This is a genomic window from Nonomuraea sp. LPB2021202275-12-8, from assembly GCF_037044575.1.
Taxonomy (GTDB): domain Bacteria; phylum Actinomycetota; class Actinomycetes; order Streptosporangiales; family Streptosporangiaceae; genus Nonomuraea.
Map to the genome: position 1 here is coordinate 434,715 of NZ_JBAHWD010000006.1, position 22,065 is coordinate 456,779.

Sequence of the window (22,065 nt, forward strand, 5' to 3'; positions counted from 1 at the left end):
AGGGATCACAGGACCCTAGACAGTAAGTGATCTAATGACTAGAACTGTAGGGAGCCCCCCCCACCGCATAGGACGTGTGATGGCCCGATTCCGGTCAGCTCTCATCCCCTTCGTCATCGCACTGGCCGCTGTCACGGCCGTGCCCCAGCAGGCCCTGGCGGCGCCGCCGAAGCCGGTGCCGTCCGTTTCTGACACCGCCGGCACCGCGTCGGCGGCCGTCTCCAAGTGCGCCCCCACCTTCCAGGGGACGTCCATCGACCAGCGGCTGACGACGCTGTTCACCACCTACGGCAACGACAACAGCCGGCTCGACGACTGGACCGGCGCCGACGGCACCTACTCGGTGCGCCTGCCCAACGGCCGCGAGCTGTGGGTGTTCTCCGACACCTTCCTCGGCCAGGTCAACGCCGACGGCTCCCGGCCGCCGGTGGTGGAGGAGGGCGGCACGACCGTCTTCCTCAACAACTCCTTCGCCGTCGAGCGCGACGGCAGGCTCCGTACCATCCACGACGGCACGGCGGCCGAGCCGAAGGCGGTGATGCCTCCGCGCGACGGTAACCACTGGTTCTGGGCCGGGGACGTGACGCTGGCCGGCGGCCTGGTCGAGGTGACCTACCAGGAGTACGAGCGGTTCGGGACCGGGCCCTGGGACTGGCGCTGGCACCGGAACGTGGTGGCCAGGTTCGCGCAGGGCAGGCTCGAACGGCCGATCAGCGTGCACGATCTTCCGTCGGGCAACGGCGTGGCGTGGGGGTCCGGGATCCTCAAGGACGGCGGCTACACCTACGTCTACGGGGTCGAGGACCTGGGATCGCCGAAATACATGCACATCGCCCGCGTCAGGGGGACGAGCCTGCTGGGCTCCTGGGAGTTCCGCACGTCCGACGGCACCTGGTCGCGGAACGAGGCCGACTCGGCGCGGATGATGAGCGGGGTGGCCAACGAGTACAGCGTCAGCCGAGTCGGCAACGGCTACGTCCTGATAACTCATGACACGACCGAGGCGTTGAGCGCCAAGATCGTGGCCTACGCCTCGTGCTCGCCGTTCGGCCCGTTCACCGGGAAGCAGCTCGTCTACACGACACCGGAGACCGGCGGGAACATCTTCACCTACAACGCCCACGCCCACCCCGGCATCGCGGGTGACGGGCTGGTGGTCTCCTACAACGTCAACAGCTTCGTGAACACCGACCACTACCGGGACGTCTCCATCTACCGGCCACGCTTCATCGACGTGAGATTCGGATGAGGAACTGGGCGGCCCGCCTGCGTCACGGCACGCTGGGCGGGCTGCGGTCGGTCGTGTTGGAGAACGAGCTGCTGCGCGTGACCGTGCTGCCCGGCAAGGGCGGCGACGTGGTGGAGTTCCTGCACAAGCCGACCGACACCGACTTCGTCTGGCTCTCGCCCCAGGGACTGCGCGAGCCGCGCGAGCACCTGCACGGCGCCGCCGACGACGTCGCCCAGTTCGTCGACCACTACGAGGGCGGCTGGCAGGAGATCTTCCCCAACGGCGGCGCCCCCAGCGAATACCGGGGCGCCCGGCTGGCCCAGCACGGCGAGGTCGCCGGCCTGCCGTGGGAGTGCGAGGTCGTGGCCGACTCCGAGCAGGAGGTCGCGGTACGGCTCAGCGTGCGCACCAGGCGGATGCCGTACCGGGTGGAGAAGACCTTCCGGCTCCGGTCGGGATCGGCCGCGCTGGAGATCGAGGGGCAGGCCGCCAACGACTCCGGCGTCAGCCTGCACGCGATGTGGGGCCAGCACATCGTGTACGGCGCGCCGTTCCTGCGGCCGGGGGCGCGGATCCGGCTGCCGGAGGGCGTCACGGTGATCCCGCACGAGAGCGCGATCAACCCGCCCGGACGGAGGGTGCGAGCCGGAGGGCCGTGGACGTGGCCGGTGGTCCCGGCGGACGGCGGCGGCGAGACGGATCTGGCCGTCGTCCCGGAGCCGGGAGCACCCAGCGACATCGTCTACCTGACCGGATTCACCGCGGGATGGTACGAGATAGCCGCGGACATCGGGTTGCGGGTGGAATGGGACGCCTCGGTCCTGCCCTACCTGTGGATGTGGCAGGAGTTCGGCGCCTCCACCGGCTATCCCTGGTGGGGCCGCGTTCACACGCTCGGCCTGGAGCCGTTCTCCAGCATGCCCACCGACGGACTGGCGGCGGCCGTGGCCAACGGGACCGCGCTCGCGCTGGGACCGTACGAGAAGAAGGTGTTGAGGTTGCGGGCGGAGGTACTGGTTTGAGCGAGTTCGACGGCAAAGTGGCGCTGGTCACCGGCGGTTCCACGGGCATCGGGCGGGCGGTGGTCGACCGGCTGGCCGACGGCGGCGCGTCCGTGGTGTTCTGCGGCGCCGACCAGGAAGCGGTGCTGGACAGCGAGCACGTGACCGGGGTGGTCGCCGACGTGCGGCGCGCGGGTGACATGCGCGACCTCGTCGACCTGGCCGTGGCCAGGCACGGCGGGCTGGACATCGTGGTCACGTGCGCGGGCGTGCAGCGTTACGGCACGGTGGTGGACACACCCGAGGACGTCTGGGACGAGGTCATGGACATCAACCTCAAGGGCGTCTACCTCACCTGCAAGGCGGCCGTCCCCCGGCTGAAGGCGCGCGGCGGCGGGTCGATCGTGGTGATGTCGTCGGTGCAGGCGTTCGCCTCGCAGGCGCAGGTGGCCGCCTACACCGCGAGCAAGTCCGCGCTCAACGGGCTGACCCGGGCGATGGCGCTGGACCACGCCGCCGACGGCATCCGGGCGAACGTGGTCTGCCCCGGCTCGGTGGACACGCCGATGCTGCGCTGGGCCGCCGACCTGTGGCGGGGCGAGCTGTCGCAGGAGGAGCAGGTGGCGCAGTGGGGCCGCGCCCACCCCCTCGGCCGGGTGGCGAGGCCGGAGGAGGTGGCGGAGCTGGTGGCGTTCCTGGCGGGCCCGCGCTCGTCGTTCATCACGGGAGCCGAGCACCGCGTCGACGGCGGGCTGCTCGCCAGGAACCCGGCGGCGCTACCCGAGTAGGCTCGCCGCCCGCCCGCGGCGCCGAGCAGGAACGAGCCGCTGCAGACCGAGGTCGTCCAGCGGGTGTGCTCGTGGGCCGCTCCGATCCAGTAGTCGCCGGGGGAAACGCGCAGGTTGCGGCGGAAGACCCGGTAGAGGGTCTCGGGTCTGCCCAGCCCCGACTCCCGGGCCACCCTGCCCAGGGCGTGGTCGGTGATCTCGAGCAGCGCAGCCGGTCGGCGACCAGCCAGTGCGTGGTGACCCGCCTGCCGTCGAGCAGCCCGGCCGCGGCCAGGACGAACGCGCCGCTGCAGACCGACGCGCCCTCGTAGAGCACGATCACGATCCGCCGTTTCATACCCTTCATGCTGATCAGGGCGCGTCATGGCGTCAATGACACGACCATTGCGCTTTACGCCATCCCAGCTCGGCGGGCCTTTACCCACCGGCGCGCGTCATGACGATGCGCATGCGAACGGCCACGCTAGGTTACGGGTTGTTCAGACGGCTCTACCGATCAAGGAGCAACCCCTGTGAGGCTTTCCACCCGAGTCGCCGGCGCAGTCGCCGCGGCCGCCCTGCTCACCCTGGTCCTCCCGGCCGCGAGCGCGACCGCCAGCCCGCGTTCCACCTGCTACGGCGGCCGCGTCTGCCTGTACGCGGGCTTCGACTACAACCGCGGCCAGATGGACCACTGGCGCGACTTCGTCCAGGACGACTCCAATCTGCAGGACAACAACTGGCTCAACTGGGACTACAGCAACTCCTGGCACAGCATGAACAACGAGACCAGCTCGGTCAGGAACCGCATCGGCTGCCCGATCACCCTGTGGCAGCACGCCTACTTCACCGGCGCGCACAGCACGTTCCTGCACGACTCCAACGACGGCTTCCTGGCCAACAACGCCATCGGCAACAACCGCACCAGCTCCATCGACATCTGGTGCCGCTGACCCGGAGCTGCGCCGGTTTCCGGGCCTGTCCACCGGAAACCGGCCGCCGCACGAAGCCGTCCCTCGTGCTCGGCGCCCTCCTGCTGGCGGTCACCGCCTGCACGACGAGCACCGGGCAGCAGCCCGCTTCGGGCGTCAACGACGTGGGCGAGCTGGTGCTGCCGTTCGACGCCTACAAGCCCACGCCCGCCCAGCGCGCGATCCTCGGCAACGCCCACAACCTGGTGGTCGCGCAGTGCCTGCGCCGCCGCGGCGTCACCGTGCACCCGCCCGGGTGGGACGCGTCGGCCATCGCCACCGATCCGGGCAACACGCGGCGCTACGGCGTGGTGGATCCGGAGCAGGCGGAGCGCCACGGCTATCACCTGGCCCGCCCGGCCACCACGCCGGCGGCGTCGACGTGGACGGCCGAGCTGGGCAAGGCCGCCCGCAGGCACCTTTACGGCGAGCAGGGCTGCCTCGACCGGGCCCCGGAGGTGCTGGCCCGCGGTGCCCCGGCGGCCGACTGGCCGTGGCTGGCGCAGAGGGACTCGCGCATCCTGGAGCGGGCAGGCAAACGGCCGGCGGTGCGGCAGGCGCGCGTGCGCTGGAAGTCGTGCATGGCCGCCGCGGGCCACTCCTACGCCTCGCCGGAGGCGGCCATCGCCGACCCGCGATGGAACCTGGAGCAGCCCGCGATCAGCGCCGAGGAGAAGCGGGTCGCGATCGCGGACACCGGATGCAAGTGGTCCTCCGGCCTGGTGGCCGCCTGGTTCGCCGCCGACGCCGAGCTGCAGCGGGAGGTCGTCCTGGGCCAGGCTGACCGCTTCGCCGACCTGCGCACGAACCTGGGCAAGCGGCTCGACCGCGCCACCGCCGTGCTGGCCAGGTCCCGCTAGATGGCCACCTCCACGGAGAGGGCCGGGTCGGCGAAGCGCTCGTTGGGCACCTGCGCGAACCAGCCGGGGCGCCCCGGGTCGCGGTCGTAGGGGTAGGCGCCGGTCTCCCGGTAGAACTCGGCGTAGCGGGCGACGCGCTCGGGGTCCAGCCGCACCCCGAGCCCCGGCCCGGACGGCACGGCGATCGCGCCGCCCGAGTACGGCAGCTTGCCGCCCTCGATCACGTCGTCGCGGAGCTGGTGGTAGTGGGCGTCGGCCGCGTAGGTCAGGTTCGGCAGGACCGCGCCGAGGTGCAGCATGGTCGCGAGCTGGATGCCCAGCTCACCCGAGGAGTGCACGGCCACGTCCACCTGGAACGTCTCGCACACCCCCGCGGCCTTGACGCACGGCCGGATCCCGCCCCAGAAGGTGGTGTCCAGCAGCACCACGTCGGCACCGCGGCGCAGCACGTTCGCGGCGAGCTGCTCGAAGTTGACGACCACGGTGTTCGTCGCGACCGGCACCCTGACCTGCTCGCGCACCAGCCGCAGCCCTTCCAGCCCGAAGACCGGATCCTCCAGGTAGTCGTTGTCGAGGGTCTCGACGGCCCGGCCGAACCGGACGGCCTCGGCCATCGACAGCACCGCGTTGGGGTCGTAACGCAGCCTGTCGCCGGGGAATGCCTCGGCCAGCGCCCGGTAACACTCCAGCTCGTAGTCCGGCGGGAACACACCGCCCTTGAGCTTGTGCACGGTGAACCCGTGGGCCGCCTTCAGCGCCCGGGTCTGCTCGACGAGCTGGTCGGGCGTGCGCACCTCGGCGAACCCGTCGGCCGCGTAGCGGTAGAACAGGTAGGAGGCGAACGGCACCTCGTCCCGGATCCGCCCGCCGAGCAGGTCGCAGACCGGCACGCCGAGATGCTGGCCGATCAGGTCCAGGCAGGCGAACTCGACGGCCGCCAGGAGCTGGGTGCGGTTGTTGTAGAGCGAAGCGGTCGGATTGGCGATCTTGAACCGGAGCGCTTCGAGCCGGAACGGGTCGTGATCCTTCAGGTAGGGCAGCAGCGCCCGGAAGGCCGCCTCGGCGCTCTCGCCCCCGCCGCCCATCTCGCCCAGGCCGACCAGCCCGTTGTCGGCCTCGACCTCGACGATCGTGCGGACGAAACGGCCCCAGTGGGCGCCGTTGCTGTGCCGCAGCGGCGCCTCCAGCGGGACGGCGACCGTCGTGGCCCGGATGTCAACGATCTTCACATGTCCCCCAAACAGCGGCGACCCCGCAGGCGGGCAGCCGTACCTTGACCGATTCGCCGGTGACTTCGAGCGGCTCCGGCGCGCGGTCCAGGCCCGCGCTCGCCCTGGCCGCGCGCAGCCCGGGCAGGGCGAGCGTCACCTCGACCGGCTCGGCGGCCAGCGACTGCAGGCGCACCACGCGCTCGGCGCCGGCCCGGCCGAGCGAGGTGACCAGCACGTCCGGGTGGTCCACCGAGACGTACGCGGTGGCGGGCTCCGCAGGAGGGCTCGCCAGCAGCGCGCCCACGAACGGATCGGTCAGCCCCGCGGCAGCCAGCGTGCCCAGCCGCCTGCCGGGCACCCCCGTCTCGGACCTGACCGCGTAGCGGAACGTCGTCTCGCCCTGCTGCTGGGCAGGGAAGTTGGTGTCCCAGATGTTGTTGAGCGCCCACGAGTAGATCGTTCCCCGTTCCTCGTCCAGCGTGGGGGGGAACGGCGCGTACGGCATGTGGATGGTGCCGAGCTGCACCAGCGGCGCTTCCAGGGTGGCCCAGGCGACGGTCAGCTCGGGGTCCTCGAAGGCGATCCAGTGCCTGATCGGGAGCATGTATTCGGCCGAGCCCGGCACCCTCGGCACGTCCGGGCCGCCGACGCCCCCGGTCAGCTCCCAGGCGGTGGCCCGGCCGGTGGTGAACGGGAAGGCCAGGAAGACCGCCTCCTTGGCCGGAGTGCCCTGCTTGGCGAGCTGGTAGGTGAGGTCCAGCCGGGCGACGCCGTGGTGCAGCTCGACCGTGGTGCGCAGCCAGTCGACGCCCTTGCCCTGGAGCTCGACCACCAGTTTCTCGCCCACGGCGGTGCGCTGGGCCTTGACGATGGTGGCGTTCCTGGCGATGGCCCGGTCGCCGAGCAGGGTGCGGTCGTGCGCGCCGACGTGCCCGGACAGGTGGTTGAAGTGCGGCGCGGTGGCGTAGCGGTCGTAGACGTACTGTCCGAAACCGGCGGCGGCGTCCTGGTTGACCAGCTCCCGGCCGGCGACCTTGTCGAAGACCGAGCTGATGTAGCCCTCGCGGACGTCGTAGCTCACCCGGTAGAACTCGTTCTCGATCACGCCGCCGAGGTCGAGTTCGACGGGCTCGGGGGCCTGCTTCTCGCCTCTGACGACGTCCAGCCGTACGTACCCGAATCCCGAAATTTCCGGCACGACGGCGTGGATGTGCCGCCCGATCGGCCTCGTCGGCCAGTCGTCGGGATCGACGAACTCCTCGTGATGCGGCACCGTCTCCCCCGTCCGCGCGTCCACCAGCGCGATCGGCACGTCCACCGGTACCACGTCCCTGGGCAGGAACGTGCGCACCACGTCGGTCCGCGTCGCGGTCCCCGGATTGAAGACGGCGAACGACGCGAGCCCGCCGCCCGGCCCGCCCTCCGACAGCGCCGCGGCGAACCGCCGGGTCGCCGCCTGCAGCAGGTCGGCCGCGTCGTCCTGGGCGTCGTAGGCCCCCGAGGACTTGCGGGTCCACTGCAGCCCGCCCGAATCCCCCGCCTCCTCGGCGTCCTCCCACGGGTTGGCCGCTCCCCAGGTGTGCTCGTTGAACAGCGCCACCTTGTCGTAGGCCTCGTCGATCCGCCCGCTCGCGTCGGTCCCGGCCAGCGTGTGCAGCGTCTCGGCGGCGCGCAGCGCCGACTGCGCCCGCCGCACGTAACCGAGCGGCCGCGCGCCCGACCCCAGCCCGTCGGCCCACCAGTCGGTCCAGTCGCCCTCGTGCACGGCCAGCCGGTCGTGATAGCGCTCGGCCACGTGGTCGAAGAAGTCGCTGTTGACCGCCGAGCGCAACCGCGGGTACGCCCACTGCTCGTTCCACCGGCGGGCGATCGACGCGGGCACGATCGACGGCCCGGCGTTGTCGGCGTGCGCGCCCTGCACCCGCAGGTGCAGCACGTCCAGCTCGTACGGCTCCCGCGGCGCGTCCGGCCCCTGCCAGCCGAACGTGCCCGGCCCGTACGGGTATCCGCGCGAGGCCAGCGCCGACAGGTAGCGCGGCAGCAGGTCGTCGGCCAGCTCGTAGGAGTCGGTCAGGCCGACCGTGTTGCCTTCCATGTAGGCCATGCCGTGGGGCGTGTCGGTGAACCAGACCAGGAGCTCGTTCCCGCTCGGCGCCCGCCACCGGAACGGCCGCGTCAGCTTGTCACCGCCGTGCAGGTAGGGCACCGAACGCCCGGCCCAGTTGTGCGCTGCGGCGAGATAGCGCACGCCGGCCGCGTTCAGCGCGTCGACCAGGCCGACGACCGCGCCGGGCACGTCGGTGTGCATGGCCGACCTGGTGGCGAAGCCGTGGTCGCGCTGCAGCTGAGTGGTGAAGCGGAGCTGGCGGTAGAGCTCCTCGGTCGAGCACGCCTCGGTGTGGAGCTGGAACGGCAGCGCCGTCACCTCGATGATCCCCTCGCGGGCCAGCGCGGCGAACTTCTCGACCTGCTCGGCGGGCCGGGCCTCCAGCCACTTGAGCGCGGGCATCGACGACTCCACGGTCCACCTGAACTTGGCGTCGTCCGGCCAGGAGGCGGTCTCCCCGGCCAGCCGCACCGCCGCGTCCAGGTAGTCCAGATGGTGCCGCAGCACCGTGCCCTGCGGGTCGGTGTAGCCGATGTCCAGATGCGAGTGGTGCACCACGAACACGCTCCACTTGCGCTGTGGCGTGACCGTGATCTGCGCGGATCCGACCACCCCGGCGTCGTCGCGGCACTCCAGCGTGAACGTGCGCGGCGCGGTCACCTCGGGCACGAGCAGCGTGACGTCGGTGCCGCCGGCGCTATCGACGCCCACCAGCACGTGCGTCAGCGGCTGCGTGCTGGACACCCGGACCGCCTGCCGGCCGTCGTGGGTGAACAGCGGCAGGACCGCCACCCGTACCTCCAGCTCGCGCTCGCTGATCACCGAGGTCGAGGTGTCGTTGCGCAGCGCCTGCCTGATCCCGTCGTAGTCGGGAGACCCGAGGCTCCGCTGCAGCAACCGGCTGGTCATCAAACACTCCCTAGGGACAGGCCTCGGGCGAAGAGGCGCTGGGTGGCGAGGAACAGCACGACCGTCGGCAGGGACACCACGAGCCCGGCCGCGAGGCCCACCGGGACCGGCGTCCCGGCGTACACGTCGGTCATCAGCCCGGCGAGCGCGGTCATCACCGGCCGCACCTCCGAGCTCTGGGTCAGGGTCAGGCCGAAGATCAGGTCGTTCCAGATGAAGGTGAACTCGAGGATGAACACGGCCGCCAGCGCGCTGGTCGACAGTGGCAGGTAGATGCGCCAGAAGATGTGCCAGGTGGAGGCGCCGTCCATGCGGGCGGCCTCGAAGATGGAGAACGCCACCCCGGTGTAGAAGTTGCGCAGCACGAACGCGGCCAGCGGCACGTTGATCGCCGTGTAGATCAGGATCATGCCGGCGCGGCTGTCGTACAGCCCGGCGTCGCTGTAGCCGACGAACAGCGGCACGAGCAGCATCTGCGAGGGGAAGATCGTGCCACCGAAGATCAGCAGGAACCACCAGAAGCCGTGCCGCAGCCGCAGCACCACGATCGTGTAGCCGGCCAGCGCGCCGATGAGCACGCCGAGCGCGGGAGACACGACGCTGTACAGCGCGGTGCTGGCGAGGCTGCCTGCCAGGTCGGCGCTCTCCAGCGCCCTGGCGAAGTTGGAGAAGAGCGAGAAGTCCGCCGACGGCACCCACGCGCCCGCCGGATCGTAGGAGTCCGGCGGCCGGGAGGCGTTGACGAGCAGCAGATAGGTGGGCCCGAGCCAGATCAGGCCGAGCACGATCAGGACGGCACGCCGGATCATCGCACCTGCCTCCTGAGATAGAGGTAGGACGCCAGCCCCGCGACCACGGTCAGCATCACCGCCACGGTGGAGCCGTAGCCGTAGTCGCTGGCCACGAACGTCTCCTTGTACATGGTCACCGCCAGCGTCTCGGAGTTGCGCCCCGGACCGCCCTGCGTCAGGACCCAGACGATGTCGAACGTCTTCAGGCTCGCCACCAGCGCCAGCCCGACCACGACCGCGGTCAGCGGCGCCATGAGCGGCCAGATGACATGCCTGAACAGCCGCCACCCCGACGCACCGTCAAGGCGCGCCGCCTCGATCGGCTCCTTCGGGATGGACTGCAGACCGACCACGAACAGCAGCGTGTTCACGCCGAGCTGCTGCCACGTCCACACCAGCAGCATGGCGATCGTGTTGTGCGGCGCCTGCTGCAGGAACGCGGTGTCGACGCCGAGGAGCTGGTTGGCCACGCCGTCATGCGACAGGATCGGGCTCCACACCAGAGCCAGCCCGGCGCCGCTGAGCGCGTACGGCAGCATGAACGGCACCCGATACCAGGCGCCGCCTTTGATGTCGTACGACAGCACGGCGACCAGCAGGCCGAGCCCCACGGGCAGGACCATCGTGCCGACCACCCAGATGAGGGTGTTGCGGATCGAGGTCAGCAGCACCGGGTCGTCGAGCAGTTCGGTGAAGTTGGCGAAGCCGATCCACTCGGGTGGCGCCAGCCCGTCGTAGCGGGTCAGGCTCAGGTACGCCGTCCACACGAACGGGGCGTAGAGCAACCCCGCGACCAGCAGCGCGGCGGGGGCGACGTACCCGTGCCTGAAGCGGCCGAGCATGGGAGCGCGGGTCACTGATGGGTGCTCCAGTACTCGTCGGCCTCCTTCTGGATGGTCTCCAGGACTTCCTTGTAGGTGCCGGGCTCGGTGACGAACTTGCTGAAACCGTCCAGCGCCGCCGTCAGGATGGGCGGCGGCGTGGCCTCGAAGTAGCGGTTGACCAGGCGGTATTCGCCGCTGCCCGCGTCCTTGGTGACCTGGCCGAGCGCCTCGTCGGCGATGGCGACCTTGGGGTTGGCGCTCACGTCGCCGCGGGTCGTGGCCCACTTCTCCTGCGCCTCGGCCGTGGTCCACCACTTGAGGTACTTCATGCTGGCGTCGGGGTCGGGCGCCTTGGCCAGCGAGCAGAGCGGACCGCTCTCGAAGATCATCGAGGTCTTGGGCAGCGAGGCGTTCACGTTGGGGATCACGAAGAAGCCGTAGTCGGCGCCGGCCTTCAGGTTGCGCTGGGTCATGCTGGTGTTGAACCAGGTGCCGAAGGAGACCATCGCGGCCTTGCCGTTCTTCATCACGTCGGCGGGGTCGGTCTTGTCACCCGGGTTGATGAAGTAGCCGGCGTCGATGAGCCCCTTCCACTTCTCCATGACGGCGACCACGCCGGGGTCGGTGTACTTGGCCTTGCCGGTGCTCAGGCGGTCGTACAGGTCCGGGTCCATGCCGGCCATGAGCTGCTCGAACCAGACGAAGGAGAACAGCACGCTGGTGTGGTAGAAGGCCTTCACACCGTTCTGCTTGAGGGTCTCGGCGGTCTTGACCAGGTCGTCCCAGGTCTCCGGCGGCTTCAGTCCGTGCTTGTCGAAGATCTTTTTGTTGTAGAACATGCCCCAGTAGGCGACGTTCATCGGGACGCAGTACTGCTTGCCGGCGATCGTGTAGTAGGGCAGCAGGTCCTGCGAGAGGTCGCCGGCCTTGATCGCCTCCTGCCAGACGGCCGTGGTGTCGGCCACCTGCTTCTGCTTGACGACCTCCTCCAGCATCCCCCCGGTCTGCCAGGTGAAGAGGTCGGGCTTGACGTCGGTGCGGAACGAGGCCTTGATGAACGCCTGATACTGCGCGGAGTCGGTGTATCCCGTCGGCTTCATCGACAGGCCGACCGCCTGCTTGGACAGGGCGCCCATCTCGTCGAAGTACTTGCTCCACGCGCCCTTGTCGTTGTAGAGCGTCAACTCGGTCTTCTTCTGTGGCGCGTCCGCGCCGTTCCCGCCGCAGGCGGCGAGAAGGAGAGCTACCACGCCGAGCGTGGCCACGCGTGACCGGATCATGCCCCGGCCTCCTTGATCACTTGGGGGGGTTGTGCAACCTCTGCTCGATGACCGTCTGGACGTCCACCAGGTGGGCTCGCATGCGCTCCTCGGCCAGGGCCGCGTCACGCGCCTCGATGGCTTCCAGGATCGACAGGTGCTCCTCGTAGTCGCGGCGGCGGTCGTCGAAGATGTGCAGGATGGCCCACTGCTCCGGTCCGTGGATCGTCAGCAGCGAGTCGACGACCTCGTGCAGCACACTGTTGCCCGCCATCCGAGCGGTCGCCCGGTGGAAGGTCATGTTGGCGTCGTGCAGCTCGGCGTCCTGGCCGCGCAGGTTGCCGCACGCCGCGTCGAGCACCCGCTTGAGTGCCGCGAGTTCCTCGGCCGAGCCGTGCTCCGCCGCCATGGCGGCCAGCGGCGGCTCGATGACGATGCGCGCGCCGAGCAGCTCCAGGAGCTGGGCGGCCTGCATCTCGCGCATGTTGGGGTTGGGCAGCACGAGCCGCTCGATGGCGGCCCCGACATAGATGCCGGAGCCGTGCCGAAGCTCGATGGCGCCGGTCGCTTCGAGCCTGCGCAGCGCCTCGCGCAACGTCGGAGTGGTGACGGCGAAGCGCTGGGAGAGCTCCCTGGTGGACGGCAGCCGGTCGCCCGGCCGGAGCCCGCCCGTGCGGATGAGCTCCAGCATGCGCTCGGTCAGAGCGTCGGAGAGGGTGGGCCGCGCTACCTCGGACATATCAAGTGATCTAATCACTTATCGGGATGTGCGTCTATGAGGAATTTTTCTTCGGGTCATCGGCTGAGCAGCTCCCGCATCTGCGCGATCTGCGCCTTGCGCGACTCCTGCACCTGCGCGGCCCACTGGGTGGCGGCCGGAGCCACCCCGTCGCGCACCTCCGCCGCCGCCATCTGCACGGCGCCTTCCTGATGGGTGATCATCAGGGTCAGCAGGTCCGGCTCCAGCTCCTTGGAGCGCTTGAGCGCGGCGATCCGCTTCTGGTCGATCTCCGGCAGCCCGCCGTGATGATCGTGCGCGCCGTCCGGCGCGTTGAGCGGCTGCCCCCAGGCGTGCAGCCAGCGCAGCATCATCTCGACCTCGCTCTGCTGCGTGGTCACGATGGCCGCCGTCAACGTCTTGAGTTCCGGCGTGGTCGCCCGGTCCGCGCCCACCTTGGCGATCTGGATGCCTTGCCGGTGGTGCTGCACCATCATCTGCACGAACGTCACATCAGCGGCGTTGACGGGTGCGCCGCCGCTCTCGTCCGGCCCGCAGGCGACCACCAGCAAGAGTCCGAGAGCCGCTAAGACGTACCTCATGTCCAGTCAGCGTGTCACGCGGGCATCCGATCCGTCGAGAGCCTCACGTGACCTTGGAGGAGGCCGCCTTCCAGGTGTTGCACGCCCCCGGCCGGCCGGCCTTGTGGCCCTCCTGGATCCACTTGACGCGGTTGGTGAGCTTGCCGTCCCACTTGTACTTGGCGAACTCGGGCGGGTCCATGGCCTTGAGCATGGGCTTCCAGTCCATGACGGTGCGGCCCAGGCTCTTGACGGACACCCCGGTCAGGCAGTCGCTCTGCAGGCGGAGCCGGCGGAGCTGCTCGTCGATCTCGGGCTGCTCCCCTCCGTTCGGCAGCGCCTGCCAGGCCAGGCCGATGCCGGTCCGCTCCTGTACGATCCCGCTCCACGCGGCCGTGACCGCGGCGAACACCTTCGAGTCGTCCTTGGTCCTGATCCAGTCGGCGGCCAGCTTCACCCGGATGAAGCTGAAGCACTGCTGGGCGAAGGACCCGGCGATCTCCACGCCGCTGCAGGACCGCTTCTCGCCGCTGTCCACGAAGCCCACCTTCACCCCGGTGATGTCAGGGGCCGTCTTCTTCCAGGCGGTGGTCAGGCAGCCGATGAGGTCGTTGACGTACTTCGTCGTCGACGCCCTGGTGGTGCCCTTGTTCAACTTGCAGGTGACCTTGGGCAGCTTGCCCTTCTTGTAGATCTCGTTGTGGGTCAGCTCGGCGGCGCCCTTGATGGGATAGGCGTGAGCGGCGCCGGAGAAGAGCACCAGGCCGGCGGCCGTGGCCGCGCATAAGCGAACGATCATGGAGTCGAAGAATAGGGGCAAGATCACCGGATTGTCACTGATTTGTCCGGATATATCGTGATCTATCGCCGCCGGGCTTCTCGCTTGCCCTGGGGCTGCGTGCGTTGCCTGCGACGCCGCCCCAGCAGCCACGCCGCCCCCAGGACCGCCAGCCCTATCGGCGTACGTGCCAACCAGCGAGCCACCACGAACTTGAAGAACTTCTTCATGCGGCGGCCCCTTCCCCGCCGTCACCGGAAAATTCCCGCGCGCCGCCATTCAGGTGCTCAGCGGACGACGCGGAACCAGAGGTTCGTCGCAGCCGTCGCCGCCGAAGGTCCGGTTGCCCACGAGCAGGGCACCGACCTTGGCGATGACCTCGTCCACCAGCGGGTTGGGCCCGAGATGGTCGGTCAGCCAGGACACGTCACCACCGGGACCGGCGATGAAGCCGTCCAGCGACATGGTGACCGAATAGAGCATCCTGGCCATGATCTACCTCCATAGGTTCGACGCGTTCGCCCTGGTTGACCGCGGACGGCACGCGAACTCATCGGCGCTCAGTGCAGGGGGACCGTCATCCAAGGGCTGTCCGGGTCGCTCATCAGGGCCCGGTGGGCGTGCAGCACCGTGGTGTACCACTCCCCGAACGCCTCCTCGTCGAAGTGGAGGCAGCGGCCCAGGACGTATCCGGCCGAGAACTCCGCCCACGAGCCGTAAGCGCTCTGGACACTCTTGCCCGCCCGCTCGATGGTGGCATGCATCTCCCGTTCGGTCGCGTACCGGGCACCTCGCCCCCAGCGCGCCACCATGGCGGCGCGGCCGAGGTCCCAGGCGGCGACGGTCCGTATCCGCCCGTCAGGAGGCAGCAGCCCGTCGGCCCTGAAGCGCGCCTCGTAGCGCGTCACCTTGCCCACCAGCGCGCGCAGCACCGTGATGCACTCGGCGAGCTCGCGGGGGTCGGCGCCGTCGTCGGCCTGCTCGCGCATGGTGACCTCGACCTGGTCGCGCCACGCCACGGGATCGGCGCGCGTGCCAGGGGCGCTTTCACGTACCCAGAGCACGAAGTCCCAGAGCCAGGGGCTGACTTCGCGGGCGAGCAGCCGCTCCTGCGTGCTCTGCCAGTCGTCGCGGCCGCGGATGTCCCAGGAGTCCGCAAGCCGCTCGACCTCGCCGCCGTAACCGGCGCCGTGCCAGTTGAGGGTGTTCCAGGCGTCGCCGTTGGCGTAGCAGAGGTGGGCTCCGCAGGCCAGGCCGCGCAGCATCGCCTCATCCGCGGGAGCCCCGGTCCGGCGCGTCTCGACGCGGTCGCACAGGTCGTCCGGCCGGAACAGCTCCTCGTGGAGCTCGCCCCAGATCTCCAGCTCCTCCTCGTCGGCGAGGAACATGTGGGCACACGGCGTCGCGGCGTTGACGGCCAGGATCTCCACCTCGTCGGGCCAGATCGCCGCCAGGCCGCCGAGCGTGACGAACTCGTACACCACCTCGGGATGCGTCCGTGGCAGCACGCCCGCCGTGTAGACGTGCACGACCCGGCGCCCGTCCTCCAGCGTCGCGACGTTCACCGGCGGCTGCCCTTCGCCACCCGCGGCGGCCTCAAGGGTCACGGGCCGATAGAGCCCTTCGGCGGCGACGAGCCGCAGGTATTCGTACCCCGCGCGGTCGTCGCCCGCCTCATCCTCCTGGCACAACTCGTACAGCCGCTGCTCGCGGAGGGCGGGGGCACGCCACGGACTCCCGTCCTCGGGCTCTGGCTGGAAGGGGAGCAGTTCGTCGTGCATCTCGTCACCGGTGAGCATGGGCGAGAAATATACCGACATCCCGCTCAGCCGATCCTGGCGCTCTGCCCCCCGTCCACGGGCAGCAGGACACCGGTGACGAACCTGGCCTCCTCGGAGGCGAGGAAGAGCGCGGCGTTGGCGACGTCCCAGGCGGTGCCCATCCCGCCCTTGAGCGGGACGCGCCGGTGACGGCGGGCGGCGTACTCGTCCCGGTCCATCCCGCGCGCGGCCGCCCCCAGATCGACGCCGAGCGGCGTGTCGATGAGCCCGGGCATGATCGCGTTCACCCGGATCCCGTAGCCGGCGTTCTCCAGCGCCATCGCCTGGGTGGCGGCGTTCATCGCCGCCTTCGACATCTTGTACGCGATCGGCGGATTGCCGGGGGACGCGCCGACCGCGACGGCGGCGATGGAGGAGACATTGGTGATCACGCCCCGCTCCGCGGCCCGCATCACCGGCAGCACCGCCTGGGCCATCAGCAGCACGCTGCCCGAATTGATCATCATGTTGCGTGCCCAGTCAGCCTGCTCGACCGACGTGGGCGAGCCGTCGCGGATGGCCACGCCCACGTTGTGGTGGACCACGTCGAGCCGGCCGAAGCGCTCGACGCAGGTGGCCACGGCCGCCTCCCAGTCTGCGGCCACCGTCACGTCGCCCTGGACGGTCACCGCCACCCCGCCCTGCTCCTCGACCAGCTTCGCCGTGGCCCGCATCGAGTCCAGGTCGCGATCCACGAGCACGACCCGGGCACCCTCGCGGGCGAAGACCAGCGCCGTCGCCCTGCCGTTCCCGATCGTCCGCCCGGGGGTCTGGCCGGCGCCGGTGATGATCGCGCCGTAGCCCGCCAACCGGCCGCCGCTCATGGCGCCAGGTCCGGATCGACCTCGACGCCGAAGGTGTTCAGCGCCATCGCCGTCATCGTGTAGAAGCCGACCGTCATCGTGAAGTCCATGACCTGGTGGGTGTCCCAGCGGGCGGACAGCGCCCGCCACGACGCGTCGGACAGATCGTGCCCGTCGTGCAACTCGTCGATCGCCCGCAGCAGGGCGCGGTCGTCATCCGGCCACCCGTTCGCGTCGAGACCGGCGGAGATGCGCTCGATCTCCTCAGGGGTGAGCCCGGCTCGCCGCCCGATGACCGCGTGCTGCGCCCACTCGTAGGCGGAGCCCGACAGGGCGGCGGTGCGGAGGATCACGATCTCCCGCTCCCTCGGCGGCAGCGTCGACTCGCGCAGCAGATGCTGCCCGAGCCCGAGCCAGCGCCGGAACATCCGGGGGTGGCGGGCGAAGGTGGTGAAGATGTTCGGAATCCGGTCGAAGTCGCCGCCCAGTTTGTCGAGCAGCCCGCGTGCCTGCTCATCGCCTTCCCCGGCGGACAGGGGCGGAATCCGTGTCGTCATGCCGTACCACTCCTTCGGTCGCCCCGAATACTAGAACGTAATTCGAGGATTCGCACGGGAGGCCGGCTTCCCCTCGCGACCGGCGCGAGGGGCCTGCGTACGTGACCAGGACTACGGACGGCTGACCGTCTCGCAGTTCGCCGGAGCGTCCGCCGTATCCACCATCGCGACGTCGGATCCGTCACCGCAGTCGATCAACGCGTGTCCTTGGTGCCCTGGATGTCACGGGCGTCGAGGGTGTCGGCACCCCCCTTGCCGTCGAGGGTGTCGGCGCCCTCGCCACCGATCAGGATGTCGGCGCCGGTGTTCCCGATCAGCGTGTCCGAGCGGACGGTGCCGCGGACGGTCTCCACATCGACGGCGACGTTGTCGCCGTCGATCCCCCGGCGACCGTCAGGCCGAGAGCTGCTCTTCTGTGCACAAGTCCATGTATCAAGCACAAATGAATGTGGACAAGTACACAGGCCGCTCAGGAGGAGCGGGTGGCGTAGTAGCGGCGTGACTTGTCGCGGCTGCCGCAGGTGGTCATGCTGCACCAGCGGCGGCGCCGGTTCTTGCTGGTGTCGAGGAACAGCCACACGCACGACGGGCAGGCGCCGAGCCGGTCCAGCGGCCCGTGCGTGAGCAGCTCGACCGCCGAGGCCGCCACCTCCCACAGCAGGACGCGCACCGTGCGAGGCGACTCCCAGCGCAGCCGGAACAGCTCACCGTCCGCCTCCAGCCGGGCCCGTCCGACACCCTCGGCGTGCGCGGCCAGCACCGAGTCGAGATCCGCCCGCGGCGCTCGCGCACCCTCGGCGAGCGCGTCGAACACCCGGAACACCGCCTCCCGCATCTCCCGCATCCCGGGCAGCGCCTCCGCCAGCCCGGCCGGGTCCTCGACGGGCAGCCCCACGGCGCGCGCCCAGGTCAGAGCCCCCTCGGGCGCCGCCAGCCAGTCCCTCCGGGCGACCGGACGGGCGTTGACGGTGTTGGCGAAGTCCAGGCAGAGCGCGTTCCCGACCAGCTCGACTTCGGTCATGGTCCCAGTATCTCACCATTCAAGGCGCATTGACAGGTAAGACAGACAGTTCTACCGTTCAAGGGACGTTGAAAGGTGAGAATCGTGCGCATCCTCCCCGCCCCACTCGGCCGGTCGTTCAACGGCCTCTGGTTCGGCACCGGCGCCGCCAACCTCGGCGACGGCATGGCCCTGTTCGCGCTGCCGCTGCTCGCCCTCGCCATCGGCGCCTCACCCGGCGGAGTGGCCGCCGTGACGACGGCGCTCACCCTGGCCTGGCCGCTGTTCGGCCTGCACGCGGGCTGGATCGTGGACCGCGTCGACCGGCGCGCCCTCCTCGGCGGCGTCAACCTGGTCCGCGCGGCCGTGCTGGCCGGCCTCACCGCCGGCCTCGTCGCCGGCGGCTTGACCCTGCCGCTGATCCTCGCCGCCGCCGTGCTGCTCGGCGTCGCCGAGACCCTCGTGGACACCGCCCTGACCTCGACCATCCCGCGCGTCGTCGCCCCCGCCGCCCGCGGTCGGGCCAACGCCCGCATCGAAGCCACCATCAACATCACCAACCAGCTCGCCGGTCCGCCCCTGGCCGGCCTCCTCGCCGCGACCGCCCTCGCCCTCGCCGCCGGTGCCGGCGCGGCCCTCTACGCCCTGGCCGTCGTGGGCGTCCTGGTCATGACCCTCCGCCCCGCACCCGGCGTACCGGAAGAGACCCGGAACGCCGGGCGGGGCGCGCTGATCGCCGGCCTGCGCCACCTCTGGCGCCAGCCCGTGGTGCGCACGCTCACCCTCTACACCGCCGTGATGAACCTCGTGTGGGCCGTCGACGCCGCTCTGCTCGTCGTGTACGCGGTCAGTCCGGGCCCGCTCGGCCTCACCACAGCCCAGTACGGGCTCCTGCTCACCGCCATGGCCGTCGGCGGCCTCATCGCGTCGATGGTGGTGGAGCCACTGCGGCGCCGGTTCGGCGTGACCACCCTGCTCATCGCCGACGCCGCAGGGACCGTGCTGCTGGTGGCACCGGTCGCCCTGGACGCTCCGGCCTGGGCGGTCGCCGGCGGGGCGGTGGTGGCCGGGGCCGGTTCGAGCATCTGGCGCATCCTCGTGGCCACCATCCGCCAGAACCTCTCGCCCCCCGACCTGCTCGGCCGCGTCTACTCGGCGTCCCGCGTGATCAGCTGGGGCGTGCTCCCGCCCGGCGCCGCCCTGGCCGGGGTGGTGGCGGAGGTATGGGACGTGCGGACGGCGTTCGTCCTCGCCACCGTGCTGGCGGTCGCGGTGCTGGCCACCTTCGTCCGGTACGCCCTGCGTACGGACCTGTCGGCGGCCATCGAGCCCCCCTCGTCAGTGAACCAGCCGGCCTGACCGCCTTCCCGGCCTCGACAAGATATACCCCCTAGGGGTATAAGGAGGTCATGACTTCCTCGAATCAACCTCACGATCAACCCACCCAACAGCCCGGCAACGACAGGGAGACGGACGCGACCTCCAGGCGCATCGCGCCCCTGCTGCGGCGATGGCCCACGCTGGCGGGCCTTGCGTTCGCCGCCCTGACCGCCTTCGACCTCGCCGGCGGCGTGGAACTGGCGACGGTCCTGGCCGCCTCCGCGGTGGTCTACCTCGGCACGGCGGCGCTGGGCAGACCCGGGGCGGCATGGCCGATGTTCTTCGCCACCTTCGCCATCATCGCGGTGGCAAAACTCGTCGACGACCGGTTCGAGCCGACCTGGGCCGTGCTCGGCGCAGGCATCCTCCTCCTGGTCTACGGACTGCTGCGCGGCGCGATCCGGCCCAGGCACGGACTGCCGTTACAGACGATCGCCCTGCTCGGCTTCGGCGCCGCCGCCACGCTGGCGCTGTTCATCAACCCCGCGCTGGGCGGCTATCTGGTGGCGCTCGGCCTGCTCGGACACGCGGCGTGGGATGTCTACCATTACCGGGCCAACAGGGTCGTGGCCCGTTCGCTCGCCGAATTCTGCCTCGTTCTCGACACCGCCCTGGCCGTGGCGATCGTGATCGCACAGGCCTGACGCCGGCCCCGGGCAATGCATTCTCACACGAACGCGGAACGCGACCTCACACCGCACCTGTTACCCCGCAGCTGGTGATCAATTCCGGCTCCCTCATCGAGTTCCCGGGGCACGACGGCAACACCACCCACCCCAAGTGGAGCGAGTCGATCGACGGCAAGACCGTGAAGCTGTCCGCCCACCCCGCCGAAGGCCGCGTGGGCCCTGTGCCGAGTGAACAGAGCCAGTTCTGGTTCGCGCAGCAGTGGCTGACGTACGACGAGGTCCAGCGCCTGCCCGCCGACCCGGGCCAGCTGAAGGACTGGCTCCACCAAGGCGGGCCAGGCCAGCCGGGAGAGCGACATCCCCGGCTGGCTCCGGTACACCCTGCCCGAGCTGCTGCACGACGTCCCCGCCCCGAAGGAGGTCCGCGCCGCGGCCTACCGGGCCCTGCTGACGCTGCCGGGCGCCCGCGCCGACGGCAACGCGAAGGACAACCTGGGCAGACCCGGCGCCGCCGTCGTGATCGACACATCGAGCGGGACGGGAAAGAAGGCGCACTCGACCAGGGTGAGACTGATCGTCGACACCGGCAGGATGGTGCTGCTGTCACAGAACCATCTGGGCACGGTCGACGGCAAGGCATCCGCGGACATGTCCCACAGCACGACCGACACGACGCTGATCGAGGTCGGCTGGACCAACTCCCAGCCTGCCGTGCCGGCTCTGCCCTGACGCGCCGCGACCGGCGCATATCCACCCGGTAGTCCGGCGACAAGAAGATCGGATCCCCAGCCCGGACATCCATCCCACCCCCTGGGGGTCACGAGGCGGGATGTGCCGTGTCCACGTCATCCCCGCACCGGGTAAGCGGAAGCTCCGCGAGCTCAGTGCACAGGATGTGGATAAGTGACTGGCGGACAAGGCCAAGACGCTGAGCACCAGCACACTCCGCCTGATCAGGTCCTACCTCAACCGGTCCGTCAAGCGGAACGGGTCTGGCCATAGTCGCTCGACTACTCGGGGCGTCGCAACGTCAGCGACTGGAACCGAGCAGCACCTGACCCTACGGCGTGGAAGTCCACGATCTCGAAGGACCTGCGAGCGTACTCCTGAAGCTGCGCGTCGCTACGGAACGAGAAGAATCGGGGAGGATCATGATCATCACCCTCGTACGGCCCCTCCCCCTCCAGGTCGCCTCCGCCGTACACACCGAGAAAGAACAGGCCGCCGGGGCGCATGAGCGTGCGGATCGCATCCATAGCCGCGGGAAGCTCATTGTTCGGCACATGCAACAGGCAGTTCAGCGCATACACGGCATCGAATGACCCCGGTGCGAAATCGAGGCTCAGGAGGTCCATGACGTGGGCTTCGATGCCCTTCTCCCGACAGAGCGCCACCATGGCAGGCGACAAATCGACAGCTACGACCTCGAAATCGTTCTCCTGGAAGTACACGCTGTCCTGGCCCGCTCCAGCGCCTACTTCCAGCAAGCGGCTACACCGCTGGTCCTTCAGGCGCCCAAGGAACGTCTCCCGTTCTGCCATCTTCCAAGGAGGCTTACCGCCGGCGTCGCGTCGCCTGGCACCACCGTTGTACGCCCTTCGAAGGGCATCGATCACTTCGTCATAGCGCACGCTCATCGCGCCATGCTGCCCTACAAAGGATCTCCGCCAACAGGTGTACAGGAGCGTTAGTCACGCAGAAACCCTCCGCGATCTTGCGGAGGGCTTCTGACCTGGAGCCGCCTTCGGGATTCGAACCCGAGCCCCCTCTCCACCGGCACGGCTGTCACCTCAGCCATGGTCACCGATGGCAGGACCTGACGAAGGAGGGGCCTGGCGGCGCGCACCGAAGACGCTGCAGGACGGCTG

24 protein-coding genes and 1 pseudogene are annotated in these 22,065 nt (G+C 69.9%); 8 read left to right on the plus strand and 17 right to left on the minus strand.

Going from position 1 to position 22,065, the window contains the following annotated elements; translation table 11 throughout:
- Nucleotides 1-79: 79 nt before the first annotated feature.
- Genes V5E28_RS15220 through V5E28_RS15230 form a run of 3 tightly spaced genes read left to right on the plus strand, consistent with a single transcriptional unit; the run spans nt 80 to nt 3,020 of the window.
- Nucleotides 80-1,249, plus strand: a complete 1,170-nt coding sequence (locus V5E28_RS15220) for a DUF4185 domain-containing protein (protein WP_336207515.1) — start codon at nt 80-82, stop codon at nt 1,247-1,249.
- Complete coding sequence (locus tag V5E28_RS15225; RefSeq protein ID WP_336207516.1) at nt 1,246-2,253, plus strand: DUF4432 family protein; 1,008 nt, start codon at nt 1,246-1,248, stop codon at nt 2,251-2,253. Before V5E28_RS15220 ends, V5E28_RS15225 begins: the two co-directional genes overlap by 4 nt.
- Nucleotides 2,250-3,020, plus strand: coding sequence for an SDR family NAD(P)-dependent oxidoreductase (locus V5E28_RS15230; protein WP_336207517.1), 771 nt, complete (start codon nt 2,250-2,252; stop codon nt 3,018-3,020). Before V5E28_RS15225 ends, V5E28_RS15230 begins: the two co-directional genes overlap by 4 nt.
- 208 nt (nt 3,021-3,228) lie before the next feature.
- Here V5E28_RS15230 and V5E28_RS15235 read toward each other — a convergent pair.
- Nucleotides 3,229-3,321: pseudogene (locus V5E28_RS15235) on the minus strand (DJ-1/PfpI family protein); the annotation flags it as partial.
- Between the two features lie 211 nt (nt 3,322-3,532).
- On the opposite strand from V5E28_RS15235, the gene V5E28_RS15240 reads away from it, so the two are divergent.
- Complete coding sequence (locus tag V5E28_RS15240) at nt 3,533-3,952, plus strand: peptidase inhibitor family I36 protein (protein ID WP_336207518.1); 420 nt, start codon at nt 3,533-3,535, stop codon at nt 3,950-3,952.
- A gap of 65 nt (nt 3,953-4,017) precedes the next feature.
- Entirely contained in the window at nt 4,018-4,830 is an 813-nt protein-coding gene (locus tag V5E28_RS15245) for a hypothetical protein (RefSeq protein WP_336207519.1), read from the plus strand.
- Here V5E28_RS15245 and V5E28_RS15250 read toward each other — a convergent pair.
- The 15 genes from V5E28_RS15250 to V5E28_RS15320 all read right to left on the minus strand — a co-directional run bounded on the left by V5E28_RS15250 (nt 4,827) and on the right by V5E28_RS15320 (nt 18,209).
- Nucleotides 4,827-6,059, minus strand: a complete 1,233-nt coding sequence (locus tag V5E28_RS15250; RefSeq protein WP_336207520.1) for an enolase C-terminal domain-like protein — start codon at nt 6,057-6,059, stop codon at nt 4,827-4,829. The two genes, V5E28_RS15245 and V5E28_RS15250, sit on opposite strands and share 4 nt — an antisense overlap.
- Complete coding sequence (locus V5E28_RS15255) at nt 6,046-9,057, minus strand: hypothetical protein (protein ID WP_336207521.1); 3,012 nt, start codon at nt 9,055-9,057, stop codon at nt 6,046-6,048. Before V5E28_RS15255 ends, V5E28_RS15250 begins: the two co-directional genes overlap by 14 nt.
- Nucleotides 9,057-9,866 carry a carbohydrate ABC transporter permease gene (locus tag V5E28_RS15260; protein ID WP_336207522.1) on the minus strand — a complete coding sequence of 270 codons (810 nt, stop codon included), beginning with the start codon at nt 9,864-9,866 and terminating at the stop codon, nt 9,057-9,059. The genes V5E28_RS15255 and V5E28_RS15260 overlap by 1 nt, the downstream gene beginning before the upstream one ends.
- Nucleotides 9,863-10,705 (minus strand): carbohydrate ABC transporter permease, encoded by an 843-nt coding sequence (locus tag V5E28_RS15265; protein ID WP_336207523.1) that lies wholly within the window; start codon nt 10,703-10,705, stop codon nt 9,863-9,865. The genes V5E28_RS15260 and V5E28_RS15265 overlap by 4 nt, the downstream gene beginning before the upstream one ends.
- On the minus strand, nt 10,702-11,952 hold the full coding sequence (locus tag V5E28_RS15270; RefSeq protein ID WP_336207524.1) for an ABC transporter substrate-binding protein: 1,251 nt from the start codon (nt 11,950-11,952) through the stop codon (nt 10,702-10,704). The genes V5E28_RS15265 and V5E28_RS15270 overlap by 4 nt, the downstream gene beginning before the upstream one ends.
- A 16-nt stretch (nt 11,953-11,968) precedes the next feature.
- Nucleotides 11,969-12,670 carry a FadR/GntR family transcriptional regulator gene (locus tag V5E28_RS15275; protein ID WP_336207525.1) on the minus strand — a complete coding sequence of 234 codons (702 nt, stop codon included), beginning with the start codon at nt 12,668-12,670 and terminating at the stop codon, nt 11,969-11,971.
- A gap of 56 nt (nt 12,671-12,726) precedes the next feature.
- Complete coding sequence (locus V5E28_RS15280) at nt 12,727-13,251, minus strand: DUF305 domain-containing protein (RefSeq protein ID WP_336207526.1); 525 nt, start codon at nt 13,249-13,251, stop codon at nt 12,727-12,729.
- 43 nt (nt 13,252-13,294) lie between these two features.
- Nucleotides 13,295-14,029 (minus strand): hypothetical protein, encoded by a 735-nt coding sequence (locus V5E28_RS15285; protein ID WP_336207527.1) that lies wholly within the window; start codon nt 14,027-14,029, stop codon nt 13,295-13,297.
- A gap of 62 nt (nt 14,030-14,091) precedes the next feature.
- A complete protein-coding gene (locus tag V5E28_RS15290) occupies nt 14,092-14,238 on the minus strand; it encodes a DUF6203 family protein (protein ID WP_336207528.1) in 147 nt (48 codons plus the stop codon).
- A gap of 49 nt (nt 14,239-14,287) precedes the next feature.
- Nucleotides 14,288-14,500 carry a dihydrofolate reductase family protein gene (locus V5E28_RS15295; protein WP_336207529.1) on the minus strand — a complete coding sequence of 71 codons (213 nt, stop codon included), beginning with the start codon at nt 14,498-14,500 and terminating at the stop codon, nt 14,288-14,290.
- A 68-nt stretch (nt 14,501-14,568) separates the two neighbouring features.
- A complete protein-coding gene (locus V5E28_RS15300; RefSeq protein WP_336207530.1) occupies nt 14,569-15,807 on the minus strand; it encodes a DUF1266 domain-containing protein in 1,239 nt (412 codons plus the stop codon).
- A gap of 26 nt (nt 15,808-15,833) precedes the next feature.
- Nucleotides 15,834-16,652 (minus strand): SDR family NAD(P)-dependent oxidoreductase, encoded by an 819-nt coding sequence (locus tag V5E28_RS15305; protein WP_336207531.1) that lies wholly within the window; start codon nt 16,650-16,652, stop codon nt 15,834-15,836.
- On the minus strand, nt 16,649-17,188 hold the full coding sequence (locus V5E28_RS15310) for a carboxymuconolactone decarboxylase family protein (protein WP_336207532.1): 540 nt from the start codon (nt 17,186-17,188) through the stop codon (nt 16,649-16,651). Before V5E28_RS15310 ends, V5E28_RS15305 begins: the two co-directional genes overlap by 4 nt.
- A 194-nt stretch (nt 17,189-17,382) precedes the next feature.
- Entirely contained in the window at nt 17,383-17,541 is a 159-nt protein-coding gene (locus tag V5E28_RS15315; RefSeq protein WP_336207533.1) for a hypothetical protein, read from the minus strand.
- A 116-nt stretch (nt 17,542-17,657) separates the two neighbouring features.
- Nucleotides 17,658-18,209 carry a CGNR zinc finger domain-containing protein gene (locus V5E28_RS15320; protein WP_336207534.1) on the minus strand — a complete coding sequence of 184 codons (552 nt, stop codon included), beginning with the start codon at nt 18,207-18,209 and terminating at the stop codon, nt 17,658-17,660.
- Between the two features lie 84 nt (nt 18,210-18,293).
- Between V5E28_RS15320 and V5E28_RS15325 the strand changes: the two genes are divergently transcribed.
- From V5E28_RS15325 to V5E28_RS15335, 3 genes are all read left to right on the plus strand, one after another.
- The gene (locus V5E28_RS15325) at nt 18,294-19,547 is read left to right on the plus strand and encodes an MFS transporter (protein ID WP_336207535.1); all 1,254 of its coding nucleotides are present in this window, start codon (nt 18,294-18,296) and stop codon (nt 19,545-19,547) included.
- 50 nt (nt 19,548-19,597) lie between these two features.
- Complete coding sequence (locus V5E28_RS15330; protein ID WP_336207536.1) at nt 19,598-20,212, plus strand: hypothetical protein; 615 nt, start codon at nt 19,598-19,600, stop codon at nt 20,210-20,212.
- 501 nt (nt 20,213-20,713) lie between these two features.
- Nucleotides 20,714-20,926, plus strand: a complete 213-nt coding sequence (locus V5E28_RS15335; RefSeq protein ID WP_336207537.1) for a hypothetical protein — start codon at nt 20,714-20,716, stop codon at nt 20,924-20,926.
- Nucleotides 20,927-21,207: 281 nt separating this feature from the next.
- On the opposite strand, the gene V5E28_RS15340 is transcribed toward V5E28_RS15335, so the two are convergent.
- Nucleotides 21,208-21,834, minus strand: a complete 627-nt coding sequence (locus V5E28_RS15340) for a class I SAM-dependent methyltransferase (protein WP_336207538.1) — start codon at nt 21,832-21,834, stop codon at nt 21,208-21,210.
- Between the last annotated feature and the right edge of the window lie 231 nt (nt 21,835-22,065).